The sequence below is a fragment of the Pilosibacter fragilis genome, assembly GCF_032490495.1.
GTDB lineage: Bacteria > Bacillota > Clostridia > Lachnospirales > Lachnospiraceae > Pilosibacter > Pilosibacter fragilis.
In genome coordinates, this window is record NZ_JAVYJB010000004.1 from 110,751 (window position 1) to 128,597 (window position 17,847).

At 49.6% G+C, this 17,847-nt stretch carries 8 protein-coding genes and 1 other annotated feature; of the genes, 5 read left to right on the plus strand and 3 right to left on the minus strand.

Features of this window, described 5'->3' with window-relative positions:
* Window positions 1-1,180: 1,180 nt before the first annotated feature.
* Window positions 1,181-2,560, plus strand: a complete 1,380-nt coding sequence (locus tag ABCW45_RS04890; protein WP_117551723.1) for an MATE family efflux transporter — start codon at window positions 1,181-1,183, stop codon at window positions 2,558-2,560.
* 282 nt (window positions 2,561-2,842) lie between these two features.
* On the opposite strand, the gene ABCW45_RS04895 is transcribed toward ABCW45_RS04890, so the two are convergent.
* The 3 genes from ABCW45_RS04895 to ABCW45_RS04905 form a co-directional block, all read right to left on the minus strand.
* Complete coding sequence (locus ABCW45_RS04895) at window positions 2,843-3,616, minus strand: ABC transporter ATP-binding protein (protein ID WP_015553323.1); 774 nt, start codon at window positions 3,614-3,616, stop codon at window positions 2,843-2,845.
* Window positions 3,609-4,499, minus strand: coding sequence for an ABC transporter permease (locus tag ABCW45_RS04900; RefSeq protein WP_343220398.1), 891 nt, complete (start codon window positions 4,497-4,499; stop codon window positions 3,609-3,611). Before ABCW45_RS04900 ends, ABCW45_RS04895 begins: the two co-directional genes overlap by 8 nt.
* Window positions 4,500-4,651: 152 nt before the next feature.
* A complete protein-coding gene (locus ABCW45_RS04905) occupies window positions 4,652-5,749 on the minus strand; it encodes an ABC transporter substrate-binding protein (RefSeq protein ID WP_343220399.1) in 1,098 nt (365 codons plus the stop codon).
* A 197-nt stretch (window positions 5,750-5,946) separates the two neighbouring features.
* Window positions 5,947-6,183 (minus strand) — a binding site (T-box leader).
* 320 nt (window positions 6,184-6,503) lie between these two features.
* On the opposite strand from ABCW45_RS04905, the gene ftsH reads away from it, so the two are divergent.
* The 4 genes from ftsH to rpoC all read left to right on the plus strand — a co-directional run bounded on the left by ftsH (window position 6,504) and on the right by rpoC (window position 17,733).
* Window positions 6,504-8,354, plus strand: a complete 1,851-nt coding sequence (ftsH, locus tag ABCW45_RS04910) for an ATP-dependent zinc metalloprotease FtsH (protein ID WP_215705017.1) — start codon at window positions 6,504-6,506, stop codon at window positions 8,352-8,354.
* A gap of 372 nt (window positions 8,355-8,726) precedes the next feature.
* Entirely contained in the window at window positions 8,727-9,938 is a 1,212-nt protein-coding gene (locus tag ABCW45_RS04915) for a hypothetical protein (RefSeq protein WP_343220400.1), read from the plus strand.
* Window positions 9,939-10,178: 240 nt separating this feature from the next.
* Complete coding sequence (rpoB, locus tag ABCW45_RS04920) at window positions 10,179-14,042, plus strand: DNA-directed RNA polymerase subunit beta (RefSeq protein WP_215705015.1); 3,864 nt, start codon at window positions 10,179-10,181, stop codon at window positions 14,040-14,042.
* 19 nt (window positions 14,043-14,061) lie between these two features.
* Window positions 14,062-17,733 (plus strand): DNA-directed RNA polymerase subunit beta', encoded by a 3,672-nt coding sequence (gene rpoC, locus ABCW45_RS04925; protein ID WP_343220401.1) that lies wholly within the window; start codon window positions 14,062-14,064, stop codon window positions 17,731-17,733.
* The last annotated feature ends 114 nt before the right edge of the window (window positions 17,734-17,847 follow it).

Genomic DNA, 17,847 nt, shown 5'->3' on the forward strand with positions numbered 1-17,847 from the left:
AGTGTTGCCCTACTTGTCTCCATCTAACCATTTGATGATGTAATGGCAGGTTACACCAGCCGCACAGGAGACAAGAAATGAAAATAAAAACTGCATAAAGCTCACCTCCTCCCGCTGCCGGGTATCGGTTGGACAACATAAATATTATACGGTAGAACCACAAATGAAACAAGATTACATAAAACTATATTTATTGTAACTGTTCGGTACCGGTCAATGTGCACGGGCAGGAATTTTCTGAACTGAAAATTCCGTACAATACAGCGGTGGCAGTGGATTATGCCAATCTGGAAAGCATCGGCAAAATCAGTTACTGTTTGCGCAAGGAGGAACAGTAACTGCATAGTTACTGTACACGGGTAGGAATTTTCTGAACTGAAAATTCCGTACGATACACTTCTGGTAGCAGATTTTGCCGATTTGGAATGCGAAGCATCGGCAAAATCACGTTACTGTACACGCATGCGTGTACAGTAACACTGCATATAAAAATACAGCTTTAAACGTGTGTTGGAATATTGCAAATAAAAAACACATATGATATAATGCCGTTAGGCAAAGAAAGTATCAGATTCAAAGGACAAAAAAGAATGAACCCCTCAGTACCGCGAATACTGAGGGGTTCTTCGTATTTTTTATGGTGGATAAGAAACCACCAGGCTAGTGTTGCCCTACTTGTCTCCATCTAACCATTTGATGATGTAGTGGCAGGCTACACCAGCCGCACAGGAGACAAGAAACGAAAGTATCAAATTCAAAAGACCCACCTCCTCCCGTTGCCGGGTATCGGTTGGACAACATAATAATTGTACGATAAAAGTGCTGATGAAGCAAGATTACATAAAACGTAACTGTTCAGTAGGTCTGCGCACTTGCTGCGCTGACCGTAAGAAAACATAGGCTGGAAGGCAAAAATCCCATCAGCGAAGCTGATCTGGAATGGATTTTTGCACGTAACTATGAAGGTACTGAATAGTTACCATAAAACTATATTTATTGTAACTGTTCGGTACCGTTACTGTTTACGCCCTCAATGTTAGAAATTCGGTACCTTCACAGTTACTAATTTTTACTTTGATTTTACATTCACCGTATTGTATAATAAATCTAATAAGAATCAGAGCAACACACCGAAAAATATTTTAAAGATGCCAAAAGCAGACATACAGGAGTGATGAGAATGCCGGAAAACGAAAAGACGAGACTTCAGAAATTTATGGGTGGAGGAAAACAAGGATACCAGATCGCATTCCAGATGGCTTGGCCTGCGGTGATGGAGTCCTTTTTTATTGCCCTGGCGGGCATGGTGGACTCGCTGATGGTGAGCTCCATCGGCGCATACGCGGTGGCGGCAGTAGGTCTGACAACGCAGCCGAAATTCATCGGCTTGTGTATCTTTATCGCCATGAATGTATCCGTATCTGCCCTGGTGGCGAGACGTCGCGGTGAGAAAGACCGGATCGGCGCGAACCAGGTTCTCCTGATGGCGCTGATCTTCACAGTCGTTGTCGGAATTTTGATCAGCATAGCGGCGGTGGTTTTTGCGGAACCGATCATCCGCTTCTGCGGTGCCAACGAGGACACTCAGGAGAGCGCGGTCCTGTATTTCCGGATCATCATGGGCGGCATGATCTTCAATATCATCTCCATGGCCATCAACGCCTCCCAGCGCGGTGCCGGAAACACGAAGATCGCCATGCGAACCAACGTGACTTCTAACGTGGTCAATATGATCGGAAATTATCTCCTGATTCAGGGTCATCTTGGCTTTCCGGCGATGGGAATCGCGGGCGCGGCTCTGGCGACTGTATTTGGAACCGTGGTTGCCTGCATTATGAGCATCTGCTCCCTGATCCCGAAAGACAATTTTGTCAGCATTCCCTACATTATAAAAGAGCGCGTCCGCATCACCCTGGAACCGGCAAAGAATATGGCAAAGATCGCCTCCAGCGTTTTCATCGAGCAGGTGTTCATGCGGACCGGTTTCCTTCTTGTATCGATCATGGCGGCGAGACTAGGAACCTCGGCCTACGCGGCGCACCAGGTGGCCATGAATGTCATGAACCTGTCATTCTCCTTCGGCGACGGCATGCAGGTGGCTGCCGTTGCGCTCTGCGGGCGGAGTCTCGGGGAGAAGCGCCCGGATCTGGCGGTCATGTATGGAACAATCTGCCAGAGGATCGGAAACATGATCTCCATCGTATTGTCGATCCTGTACCTGACGTTAGGAAACTGGTATTTTCACCTGTACTTTGTTGAGGAAGATATTATCGCCATGGGTGTCCGGATCATGCAGGTCATGACTGTGATCGTACTCCTGCAGATCTCCCAGGTCATTTACATGGGTTGCCTCAGGGGTGCGGGAGATGTGGTGTTCACCACCTGTGCTTCGACCCTCAGCATCACCATCGTCCGCCCGTCCTGTGCGTACCTGTTCTGCTATGTACTGGAGATTGGAGTTGTCGGTATCTGGCTCGGAATCGTGTGCGACCAGATCGTGAGAGTGTGCCTGACGAACTGGAGATTTAAGAGTGGAAAGTGGACGAAAATAAAGATATAGCGAGCGCAGAGGAAAAACAAGCGGCGCCTCCGGCGACATTTGTTTTTCCTGCGCCGCTAACGAGCAAACTGTCTGCGAAGCAGACAATAGAGCGCGAAGCGCGTGTTTGCGAGTGAGCGATTCGACTCAATGAGTCAATACCCCCAAAAACGAAAAGAGCCATATGCCCCGAAAACTGGTCATTCCAGTTCCGGCCGCATACAGCTCTTTTTTATGTAACAGGAAATTCCGAGAAATTCCCTGTTACATAAATTTGCAAGATCAATTCAGACAATACGCGGACTAGTTGCCGCACTCAATACTGATCGCGTTAAACATGTCAAGGATATCATCCACCTTCGTGTTCGCCTTTTCCTCGCCTTTTTTATCCATGACCGCATGCCCCTGATGCATCATCAGAAGACGGTTTCCGTACTCTACAGCGAACCGGAGATTATGTGTGACCATAATGGTCGTCAGGTGCTTTTCCGCAACGATCTTTCCGGTCAGTTCCATAATAATATCTGCCGTCTTCGGGTCGAGAGCGGCCGTGTGCTCATCAAGAATCAGAAATTCGATGGGAGTCATGGTTGACATTAAAAGAGCCATCGCCTGACGCTGTCCACCGGAGAGAACACCGACTTTTACCCCCATCTTATCTTCAAGACCGAGACCGAGAATTTTTAACTGGTCGCGGTAGAAGTCAATGCGGGCCTTATTTGTTCCGGGGAGAAGATTGAATGGCTTTCCCTTATTGTCCGCGAGAGCCATGTTCTCGAGGATCGTCATATTCGGGCAGGTTCCCATCGCCGGGTGCTGGTAGACACGGCCGATACGGCGCTGGCGCTTGTACTCCGGCATTTTTGTGATATCGGTCCCGCCCATGACGATGGTGCCGGAATCCACCGGAATGCTGCCGCAGATCAGATTCAACATGGAAGTTTTACCGGATCCGTTGCTGCCGACAACGGAAACAAACTCGCCGTCATCGATGCTGAGGTTGAAATCGTTAAAGAGGCACATTTCGTTTACAGTGCCTGCGTTGTAATATTTACTGATGTTTTTTAACTCAAGCATGGTGTGCCCCCTTTCTCTTCATGGAATCACTGACGATCAGGATCAGAAGAAGAATTGCCGCGGTGATAAGCTTCAGGTCGGTTGCCTTTACGATCCGCATGGAAATAACAAAAGCGACACACGCTTTATAGAGGATCGCACCCGCGATAACTGCGGTGGTCGCCTTCAGCTTTCCGAAACGGTGGAACAGCTGTGTTCCGAGAATCACGCTTGCGAGGCCGAAGACCATGGTTCCGGTTCCGATGGAGATGTCGAAGAATGCCTGCTTCTGGGCGAACACTCCGCCAGCAAGGGCCGCGAATCCGTTGGCGATCGCAAGGCCGATGATCTTCACCCGGCCTTTGTCTTCTGCCAGGGATGTAACGAGAGCATCATTGTCACCGGCCGCCCGGAGCAGATATCCGGATCTCGTATTTAAGTACCAGTCGAGAACGAACTTGCAGATCAGGGCGATCACAGCCAGAATGATCACAACGATGTACGGTCTTACGGATGCCGGAAGACTGTTTCTGGTCCACTCGTTGTCAAAGATCGTATCCTGGGACAGGAACGGAAGGTTTGCCTTCATTCCGGCGATCCTTAAGTTTACGGAGTAGAGGGCTGTCATGACAATGATACCGGAAAACAGGTCGCGGACCTTACATTTTACATGAATGACACCGGTCACGCATCCGGCGAGAACACCCGCAAAGAAGGAGAGCGGAAGTGCCCACACTGGGGAAACTCCTTTTACGATCAGTCCTGCGGTCAGCGCTGCGCCCAGAGGGAAAGTTCCGTCAACCGACAGATCCGGGAAGTCCAGGATCTTGTAGGTGATGTAGACGCCCAGGGCCATGATCGCGTAGATCAGCCCTTCCTCAAAGATTCCTAATAAGATTGCCATGATATCCTCCGAAAATCAGTAACTGGGGAAAATCCCGCAATTACATGTTGCTGCAAAGTCCGGCAGAAGCGGAAAATCGCTTTGCCGGACCATGATGGTTTATGTTGCCGATCATCCGACTTCCTTATTAAAAGTGGATGAAATTTGTTGAACTACTGTGTGATCTCAGTGAATAACTCTTTTGCGTTGGAAGCAAGATCCTCCGGGAAAGTGATTCCAAGATCCTCAGCGACTTTGGAGTTTCCGTAGAAAGCAGCAGTCTCGATCACCTCGAAGTTCAGTTCACTTGCTTTCTTCTCGCCCTTTAAAACTTCTGCAGCCATGCGTCCTGTCTGCTTTCCAAGATCTACATAGTCAAGTCCCATAGCAGCGAGGCAGCCAATCTTGACCTGCTCGATCTCACTTCCGAATACCGGGATGTTTTTCGCATTTGCCTTGGAAAGGATCAGCGGAAGGGAGGCAACGACGGTGTTATCTGTTAAGTTGTTTAAGCAGTCGACCTGCTCTAAGAGGCTGTCAGCAGCGAGTGGAATGTCTGCTGTGGAGGAAACGCCAGATTCAACGATCTCGAAACCGTAGTCAGCGGCTTTTTCCTTGTACTCAGCCAGAGTGGAAGCGGAGTTTACTTCGCTTGTTGTATACATGATTCCGATCTTTTTCGCATCCGGAAGGATCGCGCGGATCATTTCGAGCTGCTGCTCGACCGGAAGCTTGTCGCTGGTACCTGTCACTTCGCCAACCGGAGTTCCGTCAGCGTTTGCGAGCTCGGCTGCAACCGGATCCGTAACGGCTGTATAGATGACCGGGATGTCGTTCTTTCTGCCGACGCTGTATGCACTCTGGGCGCTCGGTGTTGCGATCGCGCAGATGAGATCCACCTTCTGTCCGGCGAAGTTTGTGCTGATCTGTGCTGCTAACCCTGGGTCAGCCTGTGCGTTCTCTTCTAATACGGTAAGGTTCTTTCCTTCAACGATACCGTTCTCTGCAAGCCCCTCAAGGAAGCCTTCGCGGCAGTTGTCGAGAGAGCCGTGGACTGCGAATTGGTTGATGCCGATGGTGTAGGAACCGTCTGCAAGAGCTGTATCTGCTGCGTCTGCGGATTCAGACGTTGTTGTCTCTGCGGCAGCTTCTGTTGCTGTGGCTGTCGTTGTCTCAGCAACTGTTGTGGTGGAAGCTGTGTTAGAAGAGCAGCCTGCAAGGAGTGCTGCGGTGAAGGTTGCTGCGATGATTGCTTTGATGGATTTTTTCATAATTTTGTTCTCCTCTTCTACTTTTGATAAAGATGTTTTGCAGCTGCGGCAGGTCCTGTTGCGGCGACCGCCGTTTTGCCGAGTAGTTGTTGGAGGTGTGGAGCGAAGGTTTATGGGGATCGGGATGTTGTACGGTGCAGAGCACTTATTTTTGTAAAAAAAAATCCCAAGCATCAGATATCGATTTAAAATCTGATGCTTGAGACGAATTTCATATCCGCGGTGCCACTCAATTTGACCTTTCGGTCCGCTTTTTTCGTATACCAACATATACGCCGCTCTCTTAACGACTGCGGTAGCCGTCAGTCCATACTAAAATTCAGGACTGCCCTCGAAAGTCCATTCCATTTCCAGTGCAATACTGCAATCCCACCGCCTGCAGCTCTCTGTGAAAACACGATCGAAAATGTACTCCTCTTTCTCAACGGTTTTTCTTGTTTGGTTATGGGTATCATAGTACGAAAAGGATTGTTTGTCAAGAAGAACAATAAAAAAAGTTTGGAAACCTGCAAACTCCGCCGGACAGAAAGAAAAATGGTAATTTCTAAAAAAAATATAACATTTCAGAAACTTCCATAAATTCCATTGACTTTCAATGTTTCCTGATATAGGATAAATATCACACGAAATGACAGGGTGTCATCTCACGCAGATCTTCAGAAAACAAAGCATGTAAAAGGCAGAAAAAGTAACAGCAGAGGCTCGGATGCGATGAAAAGCTCTGCAGAAAAATGAAAATCAAGGAGGCAGACGTATGGGTACCAAAGACGGCGGAAAAAAGCCGAACCCGAATGATCTCAATTCATTTAAGGGATTTTTCTATTATATGATCATAATTCTGGTCATGACGGTCCTGTTAAACGGACTCGTATTCCCGTCCGCACTGAAAAGCCAGGTAAAGGAAGTTGGCTACAACGAGTTCCTGACCATGGTGGACAACGGACAGGTCGCACAGGTGGAAAAAGATGACACGAACGGCGAGATCGTATTCATCACAAAAGACAGCAATGAGAAACAGCAGATCTACAAGACAGGTCTCTGGGATGATCCGGATCTGACAGAACGGTTATACAGTAAGGGAGTGACCTTCGACAAGGTGATCCCGCGGAAGGAATCCGCTATCATGGCAGTCTTCACAAACTGGATCCTTCCATTCATGATCATGATCGGACTTGGACAGATCTTAAGCCGCAGCATGGCGAAGCGCATGGGCGGAAACGCGATGACATTTGGAAAATCGAATGCAAAGATCTACGCGGAGAGTGAGACCGGTGTTACATTCGCGGATGTCGCAGGTGAGGAGGAGGCGAAGGACGCCTTAAAGGAGATCGTTGATTTCCTTCATGATCCGAAAAAATATTCCGATATCGGTGCCACACTTCCGAAGGGCGCGCTCCTCGTAGGCCCTCCAGGAACAGGTAAAACATTACTTGCAAAGGCTGTTGCCGGTGAGGCGCATGTTCCGTTCTTCTCAATCTCCGGCTCTGAGTTTGTTGAGATGTTCGTCGGCATGGGTGCCGCGAAGGTCCGGGACCTCTTCAAGCAGGCAAATGAGAAAGCGCCGTGTATCGTCTTTATCGATGAGATCGATACCATCGGTAAAAAGCGTGACGGAAGCGGCATGGGCGGAAACGATGAGCGTGAGCAGACCTTAAACCAGCTTCTTACAGAGATGGACGGATTCGACGGACGAAAGGGTGTTGTGATCCTGGCGGCCACAAACCGTCCAGAGACCCTCGATAAGGCTCTTTTGAGACCGGGCCGTTTCGACAGAAGAATTCCGGTGGAACTCCCGGATCTCAAAGGCCGTGAGGCGATCCTGCGGGTACATGGAAAAGATGTCAAGATGGATGAGTCCGTTGACTTTAACGCCATCGCGAGAGCGACTGTCGGAGCCAGCGGTGCCGAGCTTGCGAACATTATCAACGAGGGCGCGCTCCGTGCCGTCCGCATGGGACGCCGCGTTGTATCCCAGGCTGACCTGGAGGAGAGCGTTGAGACTGTTATCGCCGGGTACCAGAAGAAAAATGCGTCCGTATCTGAAAATGAACGCCGGATCGTCGCTTATCACGAGATCGGCCACGCCCTGGTGGCTGCGTGCCAGAGCAATTCCGCTCCGGTCCACAAGATCACAATTATTCCGAGAACATCGGGTGCTCTCGGCTATACGATGCAGGTGGAGGATGGCGAGCGCCTTCTTATGAGTAAGGAGGAGGCACTTAACAAGATCGCAACCCTGACCGGCGGCCGTGCGGCGGAGGAATTTATGTTCCACTCTATCACGACCGGTGCCTCCAATGATATTGAGCAGGCCACAAAGCTTGCCCGTGCTATGGTGACCCGCTACGGTATGAGTGACCAGTTTGGTATGGTTGCCCTTGAGACCGTGACGAACCAGTACCTTGGCGGAGACACCTCCCTCGCATGCTCACCGGAGACAGCGAAAGCCATCGATGACGAGGTGATCGCTACCGTGAAGGCACAGTACGAGAAGGCAATGGGAATCTTAAGAGACCATGCAGCAAAATTAAACGAACTTGCCGGATATCTTCTCGAGAAGGAGACAATCACAGGGGAAGAATTTATGGAGATCCTGAACCGGTAAAAGCAGTATATCAGTGTGAGAAGACTCAGAGACCATGCAAAGTGGCTGCTCTGAGTCTTTTTTCGTTTTGGGAAAAGAATCAGTTACTTTTCATGGGTAGGAATTTTCTGAACTGAAAATTCCGTACAATACAGTGGTGGTAGTGGATTTTGCCGATTCGGAATGCGAAGCATCGGCAAAATCCTGTTACAGTGCGCGGGCAAGGAGTGCCCGTGTACTGTAACAAGAATCAGGCATCGGGCTGACGATGTAAAATCTCGATTGTGTATACCGGAAACCTATGTTAAAATGAGAGTGGAAATTTAGCTGTTGGGTTTAAAATACAAAATTAAAATGACCTGAAAAGAGGAATACCGACAGGAGGAATAACGGATGAAACAGAGATATTGTCCATACTGCGACCAGAAAATGACATCGGGTCTATACTGCAGCGGATGCAAAAGGATCGTGTGGCATCCATATGTGCAGGATGTGGATTACTACTTAAATGAGAGGCATCCTCGCCATGAGTCAGACTGCCTGTACCATGATGGCGGAAGCGAATACCCTGGAAGCAGCACGTCCGGTACAGATTCGTACGCGGGCATATTTAAAGGGAATGGGACATCAACCAGAATACAGGGCGGAAAGAAAAAGACAAATCGGGAGAAGAAGACAGCGGATCCATTCCAGAATATGGGAAACCGGATGACGGGACAGCGGAATGCGTTCGAACGTATGAAGAGCCAGCTTGAACAGTACCGCAGCCAGGCAGATACCTGCCAGAGTGGAACTTACAGCAGCCAGTCCGCGAAGAACATTATGGACCGCGTAAACTCCGAGCGGGGACGGAAGAAGCCGTTTACCGGCATTCTGATCGTTGTGATCATCTGGCTGGTATTTTCCGTCGGCGGAAACCTGCTGTTCCTTATCACCCATGCGATCCGGGAATCGATCTACGGGATCGAGAACATCTTCGACTCGTCCAGCGGCGATCTCTGGTCCTCTGCCGATTCCAACGCCGTGGAGGTTCTTGGAGAGGGCGAGCTCTCCGACGAGGAGGTGCGGGCCATCGGAACAAACTGTACAAACTACGGTCACTATGACGCCCAGCTTGCGGATGTGACGGCCGCCCTGGACCGGCTCCTGCCGCAGTACGGATTTTCTGAGTGGTCGATGGAGGACACATACAGCTACAACTATGCTTCGGACGATATGAGCTGGTACAACACAGATCAGGCCTATTATCTGAGTCGTGACGGGGAGTATGTGGGAAGCATTACCATCTACGCTGACACGGCAACGGATGATCTCCATGGGATCGGTGCCTACAGCAGCAATGAGGAGGCCTTTTACCAGATCGTGGACGTGCTGGAAGCTGCATTTCAGGAATTCGGCTATCTGGATACGGATCTAAGCGGACAGGAGGTATATCAGGAACTGATCAATACCGAGGATATGATCGTTAGTAAGACAGATGACAGTGTCAACGGATTTACCACAGCTTATGGACCGGAGATTTTTGCAAGTAAAGAAAGCCCGTCAGGGGATGATTTTTATTCGATCCAGATGTATGCGCCGGGGTATTACACAAGCGTAGAGTAGAATGGTAAAAATTATATAGACTGATAAAAGATGTGCTGCAGGATCATCTGAAAGATTCTGCAGCACATCTTTTATTTACGTGAACAACGTCCAGGAAAACCTTGTAAAAAAGTGCTTGACAGATTGACAAACCCATGATAGTATGAAATGTGCACTATTGTGGTATCATGTGCATATGGTACCAGTATGCCCAAAATTGGCTATTGATTATAGAGAAAGAAAACAGGGGTGAAACGTCAAATGGAGAAAAGCAGAATGCGTCCGGTGCCGGCCGGCAAGAGCGTAAGAATGAGCTTCTCAAGACAGAAAGAAGTTCTTGAGATGCCGAACCTGATCGAGATCCAGAAGGATTCTTATCAGTGGTTCCTCGACGAGGGCCTGAAAGAGGTCTTTGACGATATCTCTCCGATCGCTGACTTTGCTGGACATCTGAGCCTGGAGTTTGTAGACTTCACGCTGTGCAAAGATGACATCAAATATACGATCGAAGAGTGCAAAGAGCGTGATGCGACTTACGCGGCACCTTTAAAGGTTAAGGTGAGACTCTGCAACAAAGATAAAGATGAAATCAATGAACATGAGATTTTCATGGGCGATCTGCCGTTAATGACAGATACCGGCTCCTTCGTTATTAACGGTGCCGAGCGTGTTATCGTCAGCCAGTTGGTACGTTCCCCAGGTATATATTATGGAATCGATCATGATAAGATCGGTAAGGAATTATACTCCTGTACCGTGATCCCGAACCGTGGAGCATGGTTAGAGTATGAGACCGATTCCAACGACGTGTTCTATGTCCGTGTAGACCGTACGAGAAAGGTCCCGGTTACAGTCCTGATTCGTGCGCTCGGATATGGAACAAACGCCGAGATCATCGATCTCTTCGGTGAAGAGCCGAAGCTTCTCGCAAGCTTTGGAAAAGATACATCCGACAACTATCAGGATGGTCTCCTTGAATTATATAAGAAGATCCGTCCGGGCGAGCCGCTGTCCGTTGACAGCGCTGAGAGCCTGTTAAATGGTATGTTCTTTGATCCGAGAAGATACGATCTCGCGAAGGTCGGCAGATACAAATTCAACAAGAAGCTCCACATGAAGAACCGTATCGTAGGACAGATTCCGTCTGAGGATATCGTCGATACATCTACAGGTGAAATCCTTGCCGAAGCAGGAAAGGCAATCACAAAGGACCAGGCGATCGCGATCCAGAACGCAGCAATCCCGTACGTATGGATCCAGACTGAGGAACGTGTAGAGAAGGTTCTCTCAAACCTCATGGTAGATCTTTCCGCATACGTAACATTTAATCCGGAAGAAGTAGGTATTACAGAATTAGTATACTACCCGGTATTAAAAGAGATTCTGGAAAAAGCAGGGGATGACGAGGAAGAGTTAAAAGCAGAACTCCACCGCAACATCCACGAGCTCGTTCCGAAGTGCATTACAAAGGAAGATATCCTTGCTTCCATCAACTACAATATGCACCTTGAGTACGGCATCGGCGTTAAGGATGATATCGACCACCTTGGAAACCGTCGTATCCGTGCAGTCGGCGAGCTGCTTCAGAACCAGTACCGCATCGGTCTTTCCAGAATGGAGCGTGTGGTACGCGAAAGAATGACAACACAGGACATCGACGGAATTACTCCGCAGTCCCTGATCAATATCAAACCGGTAACCGCAGCAGTGAAGGAGTTCTTCGGAAGCTCCCAGTTATCCCAGTTCATGGACCAGAACAACCCGTTATCCGAGCTTACGCATAAGAGACGTCTCTCCGCGTTAGGACCGGGCGGTCTGTCCAGAGAACGTGCGGGATTCGAGGTTCGAGATGTACACTACACCCACTATGGCCGTATGTGTCCGGTCGAGACTCCTGAGGGACCGAACATCGGTCTGATTAACTCCCTTGCAAGCTATGCGAAGGTAAACCAGTACGGCTTTGTTGAGGCTCCGTACCGTGTCGTAGATAAGACTGATCCGGCAAACCCGCGTGTTACCGATGAAGTCGTTTATATGACCGCGGACGAAGAGGATAACTACATCGTAGCACAGGCGAACGAGCCGCTCGATGAGGAAGGCCACTTCATCCACAACAACGTATCCGGTCGTTTCCGTGAGGAGACTTCCTCCTTCCAGAAGAGACAGATCGATTTAATGGACGTATCCCCGAGAATGGTATTCTCTGTCGCTACATCCATGATCCCGTTCTTACAGAACGATGACGCGAACCGTGCCCTGATGGGATCCAACATGCAGCGTCAGGCAGTACCGCTTCTTTCCACAGAAGCTCCGGTCGTTGGTACCGGTATCGAGGGCAAGGCTGCCGTTGACTCCGGTGTCTGCGTTGTTGCAAAGAATGCTGGCGTTGTTGAGCGCTCCGCGTCCAATGAGATCGTGATCAAGAGAGATTCTGACGGAAACCGCGATGTTTACCGCCTGATCAAATTCTCACGAAGCAACCAGTCCAACAGCTATAACCAGAAGCCGATCGTTTACAAGGGAGACCATGTAGAGAAGGGCGAGGTTATCGCAGACGGACCGTCCACAAAGGATGGAGAGATCGCACTTGGTAAGAACCCGCTGATCGGATTCATGACCTGGGAAGGTTACAACTACGAGGATGCGGTTCTCTTAAGCGAAAAACTCGTTATGAACGATGTATACACATCTGTTCATATTGAAGAATATGAATGCGAATCCCGTGACACCAAGTTAGGACCGGAAGAGATCACAAGAGATGTTCCGGGTGTTGGTGAGGACGCATTAAAAGACCTGGATGAGAGAGGAATCATCCGCATCGGCGCTGAGGTACGTGCCGGTGATATCTTAGTCGGAAAGGTAACTCCGAAGGGAGAAACTGAGCTGACTGCAGAAGAAAGACTTCTCCGCGCGATCTTCGGTGAGAAGGCAAGAGAAGTCCGCGATACATCCTTAAAGGTGCCGCACGGCGCTTACGGAACCATCATCGACGCAAAACTCTTCACAAGAGAGAACGGCGACGAGCTTGCTCCTGGCGTAAACGAGACAGTCCGCATCTACATCGCACAGAAACGTAAGATCTCTGTCGGTGATAAGATGGCCGGCCGTCATGGTAACAAGGGTGTTGTCTCCCGTGTACTTCCAGTAGAGGATATGCCGTTCCTTCCGAATGGCCGTCCGCTCGATATCGTATTAAACCCGTTAGGCGTGCCGTCCCGAATGAACATCGGACAGGTCCTCGAGATCCACTTAAGCCTTGCTGCAAAGGCACTCGGCTTTAACGTTTCCACACCGGTATTCGATGGCGCGGACGAGAACGATATCCAGGATACACTGGAGCTTGCAAATGATTATGTAAATATGGAATGGGATGCATTCCAGGAGAAGTATAAGGATATCCTTCGTCCGGATGCGATGGAATACCTCGGCGAGCACCTTGACCATCGTGCTCTCTGGAAAGGCGTTCCGATCAGCCGTACCGGTAAAGTACAGCTCCGCGACGGACGTACAGGTGAATACTTCGATGGTCCGACTACGATCGGACACATGCACTACCTGAAGCTGCATCACCTGGTTGATGATAAGATCCATGCCCGTTCCACAGGTCCATACGCACTGGTAACACAGCAGCCGTTAGGTGGTAAAGCACAGTTCGGCGGACAGCGTTTCGGTGAGATGGAGGTTTGGGCTCTTGAGGCTTACGGTGCGGCTTACACCCTTCAGGAGATCCTGACTGTGAAGTCCGATGATGTTGTAGGACGTGTAAAGACCTACGAGGCGATCATCAAGGGCGAGAACATTCCGGAGCCGGGTATTCCGGAGTCCTTCAAGGTACTCTTAAAAGAGTTACAGTCTCTCGGACTGGACGTAAGAGTGCTGCGTGACAACGGTGAAGAGGTCGATATGTCTGAGAACATCGACTACTCCGATACCAACTATGACCTTCGTTCCATCATCGAGGGAGACCGCCGCTACAACGATAAGGAAGACTTATCCGACTACGGATTCCAGAAGCAGGAATTCAAGGGCGACGAGCTTGTCAATGTGGAAGACGATGACTATACAAACGACGGTGCCAAAGACGACTATGTCGATGACGATTATACCGAGGATGACGACAAATAATTAGAAGGGAGTACCGTTCATGCCTGAGACAAATGAAACTTATCAGCCGATGACATTCGACGCGATCCGTATCGGACTTGCCTCTTCGGAAAAGATTCTGGAATGGTCCCATGGTGAGGTTAAGAAACCAGAGACCATCAACTACAGAACCTTAAAGCCGGAGAAAGACGGTCTGTACTGTGAGAGAATCTTTGGACCGACCAAGGACTGGGAGTGTCATTGTGGTAAATACAAGAAAATCAGATATAAAGGTGTTATCTGTGACCGCTGCGGCGTTGAGGTAACAAAATCCAGCGTCCGCCGTGAGCGTATCGGACACATTGCGCTTGCTGCTCCGGTATCCCATATCTGGTATTTTAAAGGTATTCCGAGCCGTATGGGCCTGATTCTGGATATCTCTCCGAGAGTCCTCGAGAAAGTCCTGTACTTTGCTTCCTATATCGTTCTGGATGCCGGAAACACCGGTCTTCAGTTAAAACAGGTCCTTTCTGAGAAAGAGTACCGTGATGCTGTTGAAAAGTATGGCTACGGCACATTCCGTGTGGGAATGGGTGCTGAGGCTGTTCAGGAACTTTTAAAGAATATCGATCTGGATAAGGACTCCGAAGAGCTTAGAAAAGCTCTTCAGGAGGCATCCGGCCAGAAGAGAGCGAGAATCATCAAACGTCTTGAGGTCGTAGATGCATTCCGCAGCTCCGGAAACAGACCGGAGTGGATGATCATGAATGTGATTCCGGTTATCCCGCCGGATATCCGTCCGATGGTTCAGCTTGACGGTGGACGTTTCGCGACATCCGACTTAAATGACTTATACAGAAGAATCATCAACCGTAACAACCGTCTTGCAAGACTTCTTGAGCTCGGTGCTCCGGATATTATCGTCCGCAACGAGAAGAGAATGCTTCAGGAGGCCGTTGATGCCCTGATCGATAACGGCAGACGCGGCAGACCGGTTACAGGTCCTGGAAACCGTGCATTAAAGTCCCTTTCCGATATGTTAAAGGGTAAACAGGGACGTTTCCGTCAGAACCTTCTCGGTAAGCGAGTTGACTATTCCGGACGTTCCGTTATCGTCGTTGGACCGGAACTTAAGATCTATCAGTGCGGTCTCCCGAAGGAGATGGCGATCGAGCTCTTCAAACCGTTCGTTATGAAGGAACTCGTTGCTAACGGAACCGCACATAACATCAAGAACGCGAAGAAGATGGTTGAGCGCCTCCAGACAGAGGTCTGGGACGTACTTGAGGATGTAATCAAAGAGCATCCGGTTATGTTAAACCGTGCTCCTACTCTTCACCGTCTTGGTATTCAGGCGTTCGAGCCGATCCTTGTAGAAGGTAAGGCGATCAAGCTTCATCCGCTCGTTTGTACCGCATTCAACGCGGACTTCGATGGAGACCAGATGGCGGTTCACCTTCCGCTTACCATGGAAGCACAGGCAGAGTGCCGCTTCCTTCTTCTCTCCCCGAACAACCTGTTAAAGCCGTCTGATGGTGGTCCGGTAGCCGTTCCTTCCCAGGATATGGTTCTCGGTATCTACTATCTGACACAGGAGAGACCGGGCGCAAAGGGCGAGGGAATGTTCTTCAAGAGCCCGAACGAAGCACTTCTTGCATATGAGAACGGTGCCGTTACTCTTCACGCAAGAATCAAAGTCCGTGTGACAAAGACTCTTCCGGATGGAAGAACAATGACTGGTATCGTTGATACAACTGTCGGACGTATCCTCTTCAACGAGATCATCCCACAGGATCTTGGATTTGTAGACAGAACGATCCCGGGCAACGAGTTAAAGCCGGAGATCGATTTCCTCGTAAAGAAGAAACAGTTAAAGCAGATCCTCGAGAAAGTCATCAATACACACGGAGCGATCCAGACAGCGATCACCCTGGACGATATCAAGGCGATCGGTTACAAGTACTCCACAAGAGCAGCTATGACCGTATCCATTTCCGATATGACTGTCCCGGCAACAAAGAAGCAGCTCCTTGCAGACGCAGAAGCTACCGTTGACCGTATCGCTAAGAACTTCCGCCGTGGTCTTATCACAGAGGAAGAGCGTTACAAAGAAGTTATCGATGTATGGAAAGCAACCGATGACCAGCTGACACATGACCTTCTGACAGGTCTTGATAAATACAACAACATCTTCATGATGGCGGACTCCGGAGCCCGTGGTTCCGATAAGCAGATCAAGCAGCTTGCCGGTATGCGAGGACTCATGGCGGATACGACCGGTCACACGATCGAACTCCCGATCAAGTCCAACTTCCGTGAAGGTCTTGACGTACTTGAGTACTTCATCTCCGCACATGGTGCGAGAAAAGGTATGTCCGATACCGCTCTTCGTACAGCCGACTCCGGTTACCTGACAAGACGTCTTGTTGACGTATCCCAGGACCTTATCATCCGTGAGACAGACTGCTGTGAAAGCAAGGGAACGATCCCGTACATGGAGATCGAGGGCTTTACGGACGGTAAAGAGACCATCGAGACGCTGCAGGAGAGATTGACAGGCAGATATATCGCTGAGACGATCACAGATCCGGATACCGGAGAAGTTGTTGTTAAGGCTAACCATATGTGTACACCGAAACGTGCCGCAGCCGTTATCAAGGTTCTTGAGAAGCTCGGCAGAAATACTGTTAAGATCCGTACAGTCCTGACATGTAAGTGCCATATCGGTGTCTGCTCCAAGTGCTACGGCGCAAACATGGCGACAGGCCAGCCGGTACAGGTCGGAGAGGCTGTTGGTATCATTGCCGCACAGTCCATCGGTGAGCCTGGTACACAGCTGACCATGCGTACATTCCACTCCGGCGGTGTTGCCGGCGGCGATATCACACAGGGTCTTCCCCGTGTCGAGGAGCTTTTCGAGGCCAGACGCCCGAAGGGACTTGCGATCATCGCTGAATTCGGTGGTGTTGTTACAATTAAAGATACAAAGAAAAAACGTGAGATCATCGTTACGGACCAGGAGACAGGAAACTCCAAGACTTATCTGATCCCCTATGGTTCCAGAATCAAAGTTGCGGACGGACAGGTTCTCGAGGCCGGCGACGTTCTTACAGAGGGTAGCATCAACCCGCACGACCTGTTAAAGGTTAAGGGCGTTCGTGCCGTACAGGATTACATGATCCGTGAGGTACAGCGTGTTTACCGCTTACAGGGTGTAGAGATCAACGATAAGCATATCGAGATGATCGTGCGTCAGATGTTAAAGAAGATCCGTGTCGAGGAGAGCGGCGATTCCGACGTTCTTCCGGGCGTATCCATGGATGTTCTTGATTTCAACGAGATGAACGAGGAGCTCATCGCTGCAGGCAAACAGCCGGCAGAGGGCAAACAGGTCATGCTCGGTATCACAAAGGCATCCCTTGCAACCGATTCCTTCTTATCCGCCGCATCCTTCCAGGAGACCACAAAGGTTCTTACTGAGGCTGCGATCAACGGTAAGGTCGATCACCTGATCGGTCTGAAAGAGAATGTTATTATCGGTAAGCTGATCCCGGCTGGTACCGGAATGAAGCGTTACCGCAATATCAAGCTCAGCACAGGCGAGATCGAGGAGAAGAAGCCGGAGCAGGAAGCACCGGTTGCTGAAGAACCGCAGGAGGAGACGGATGCTCCGCTTGAGGAAGCAGATAAAATCATTCTCAACGAGGATGATACACAGGATGTCGATGAGTGATCGGTATTTTGACAAATAAATATATCGGAAAGCTTTCTGGAAACAGGAACTTTTCCGTATGCTGAGGCATATAAGAACAGCGAGGAGAACATGAAAGATCATGTTTTTCCTCGC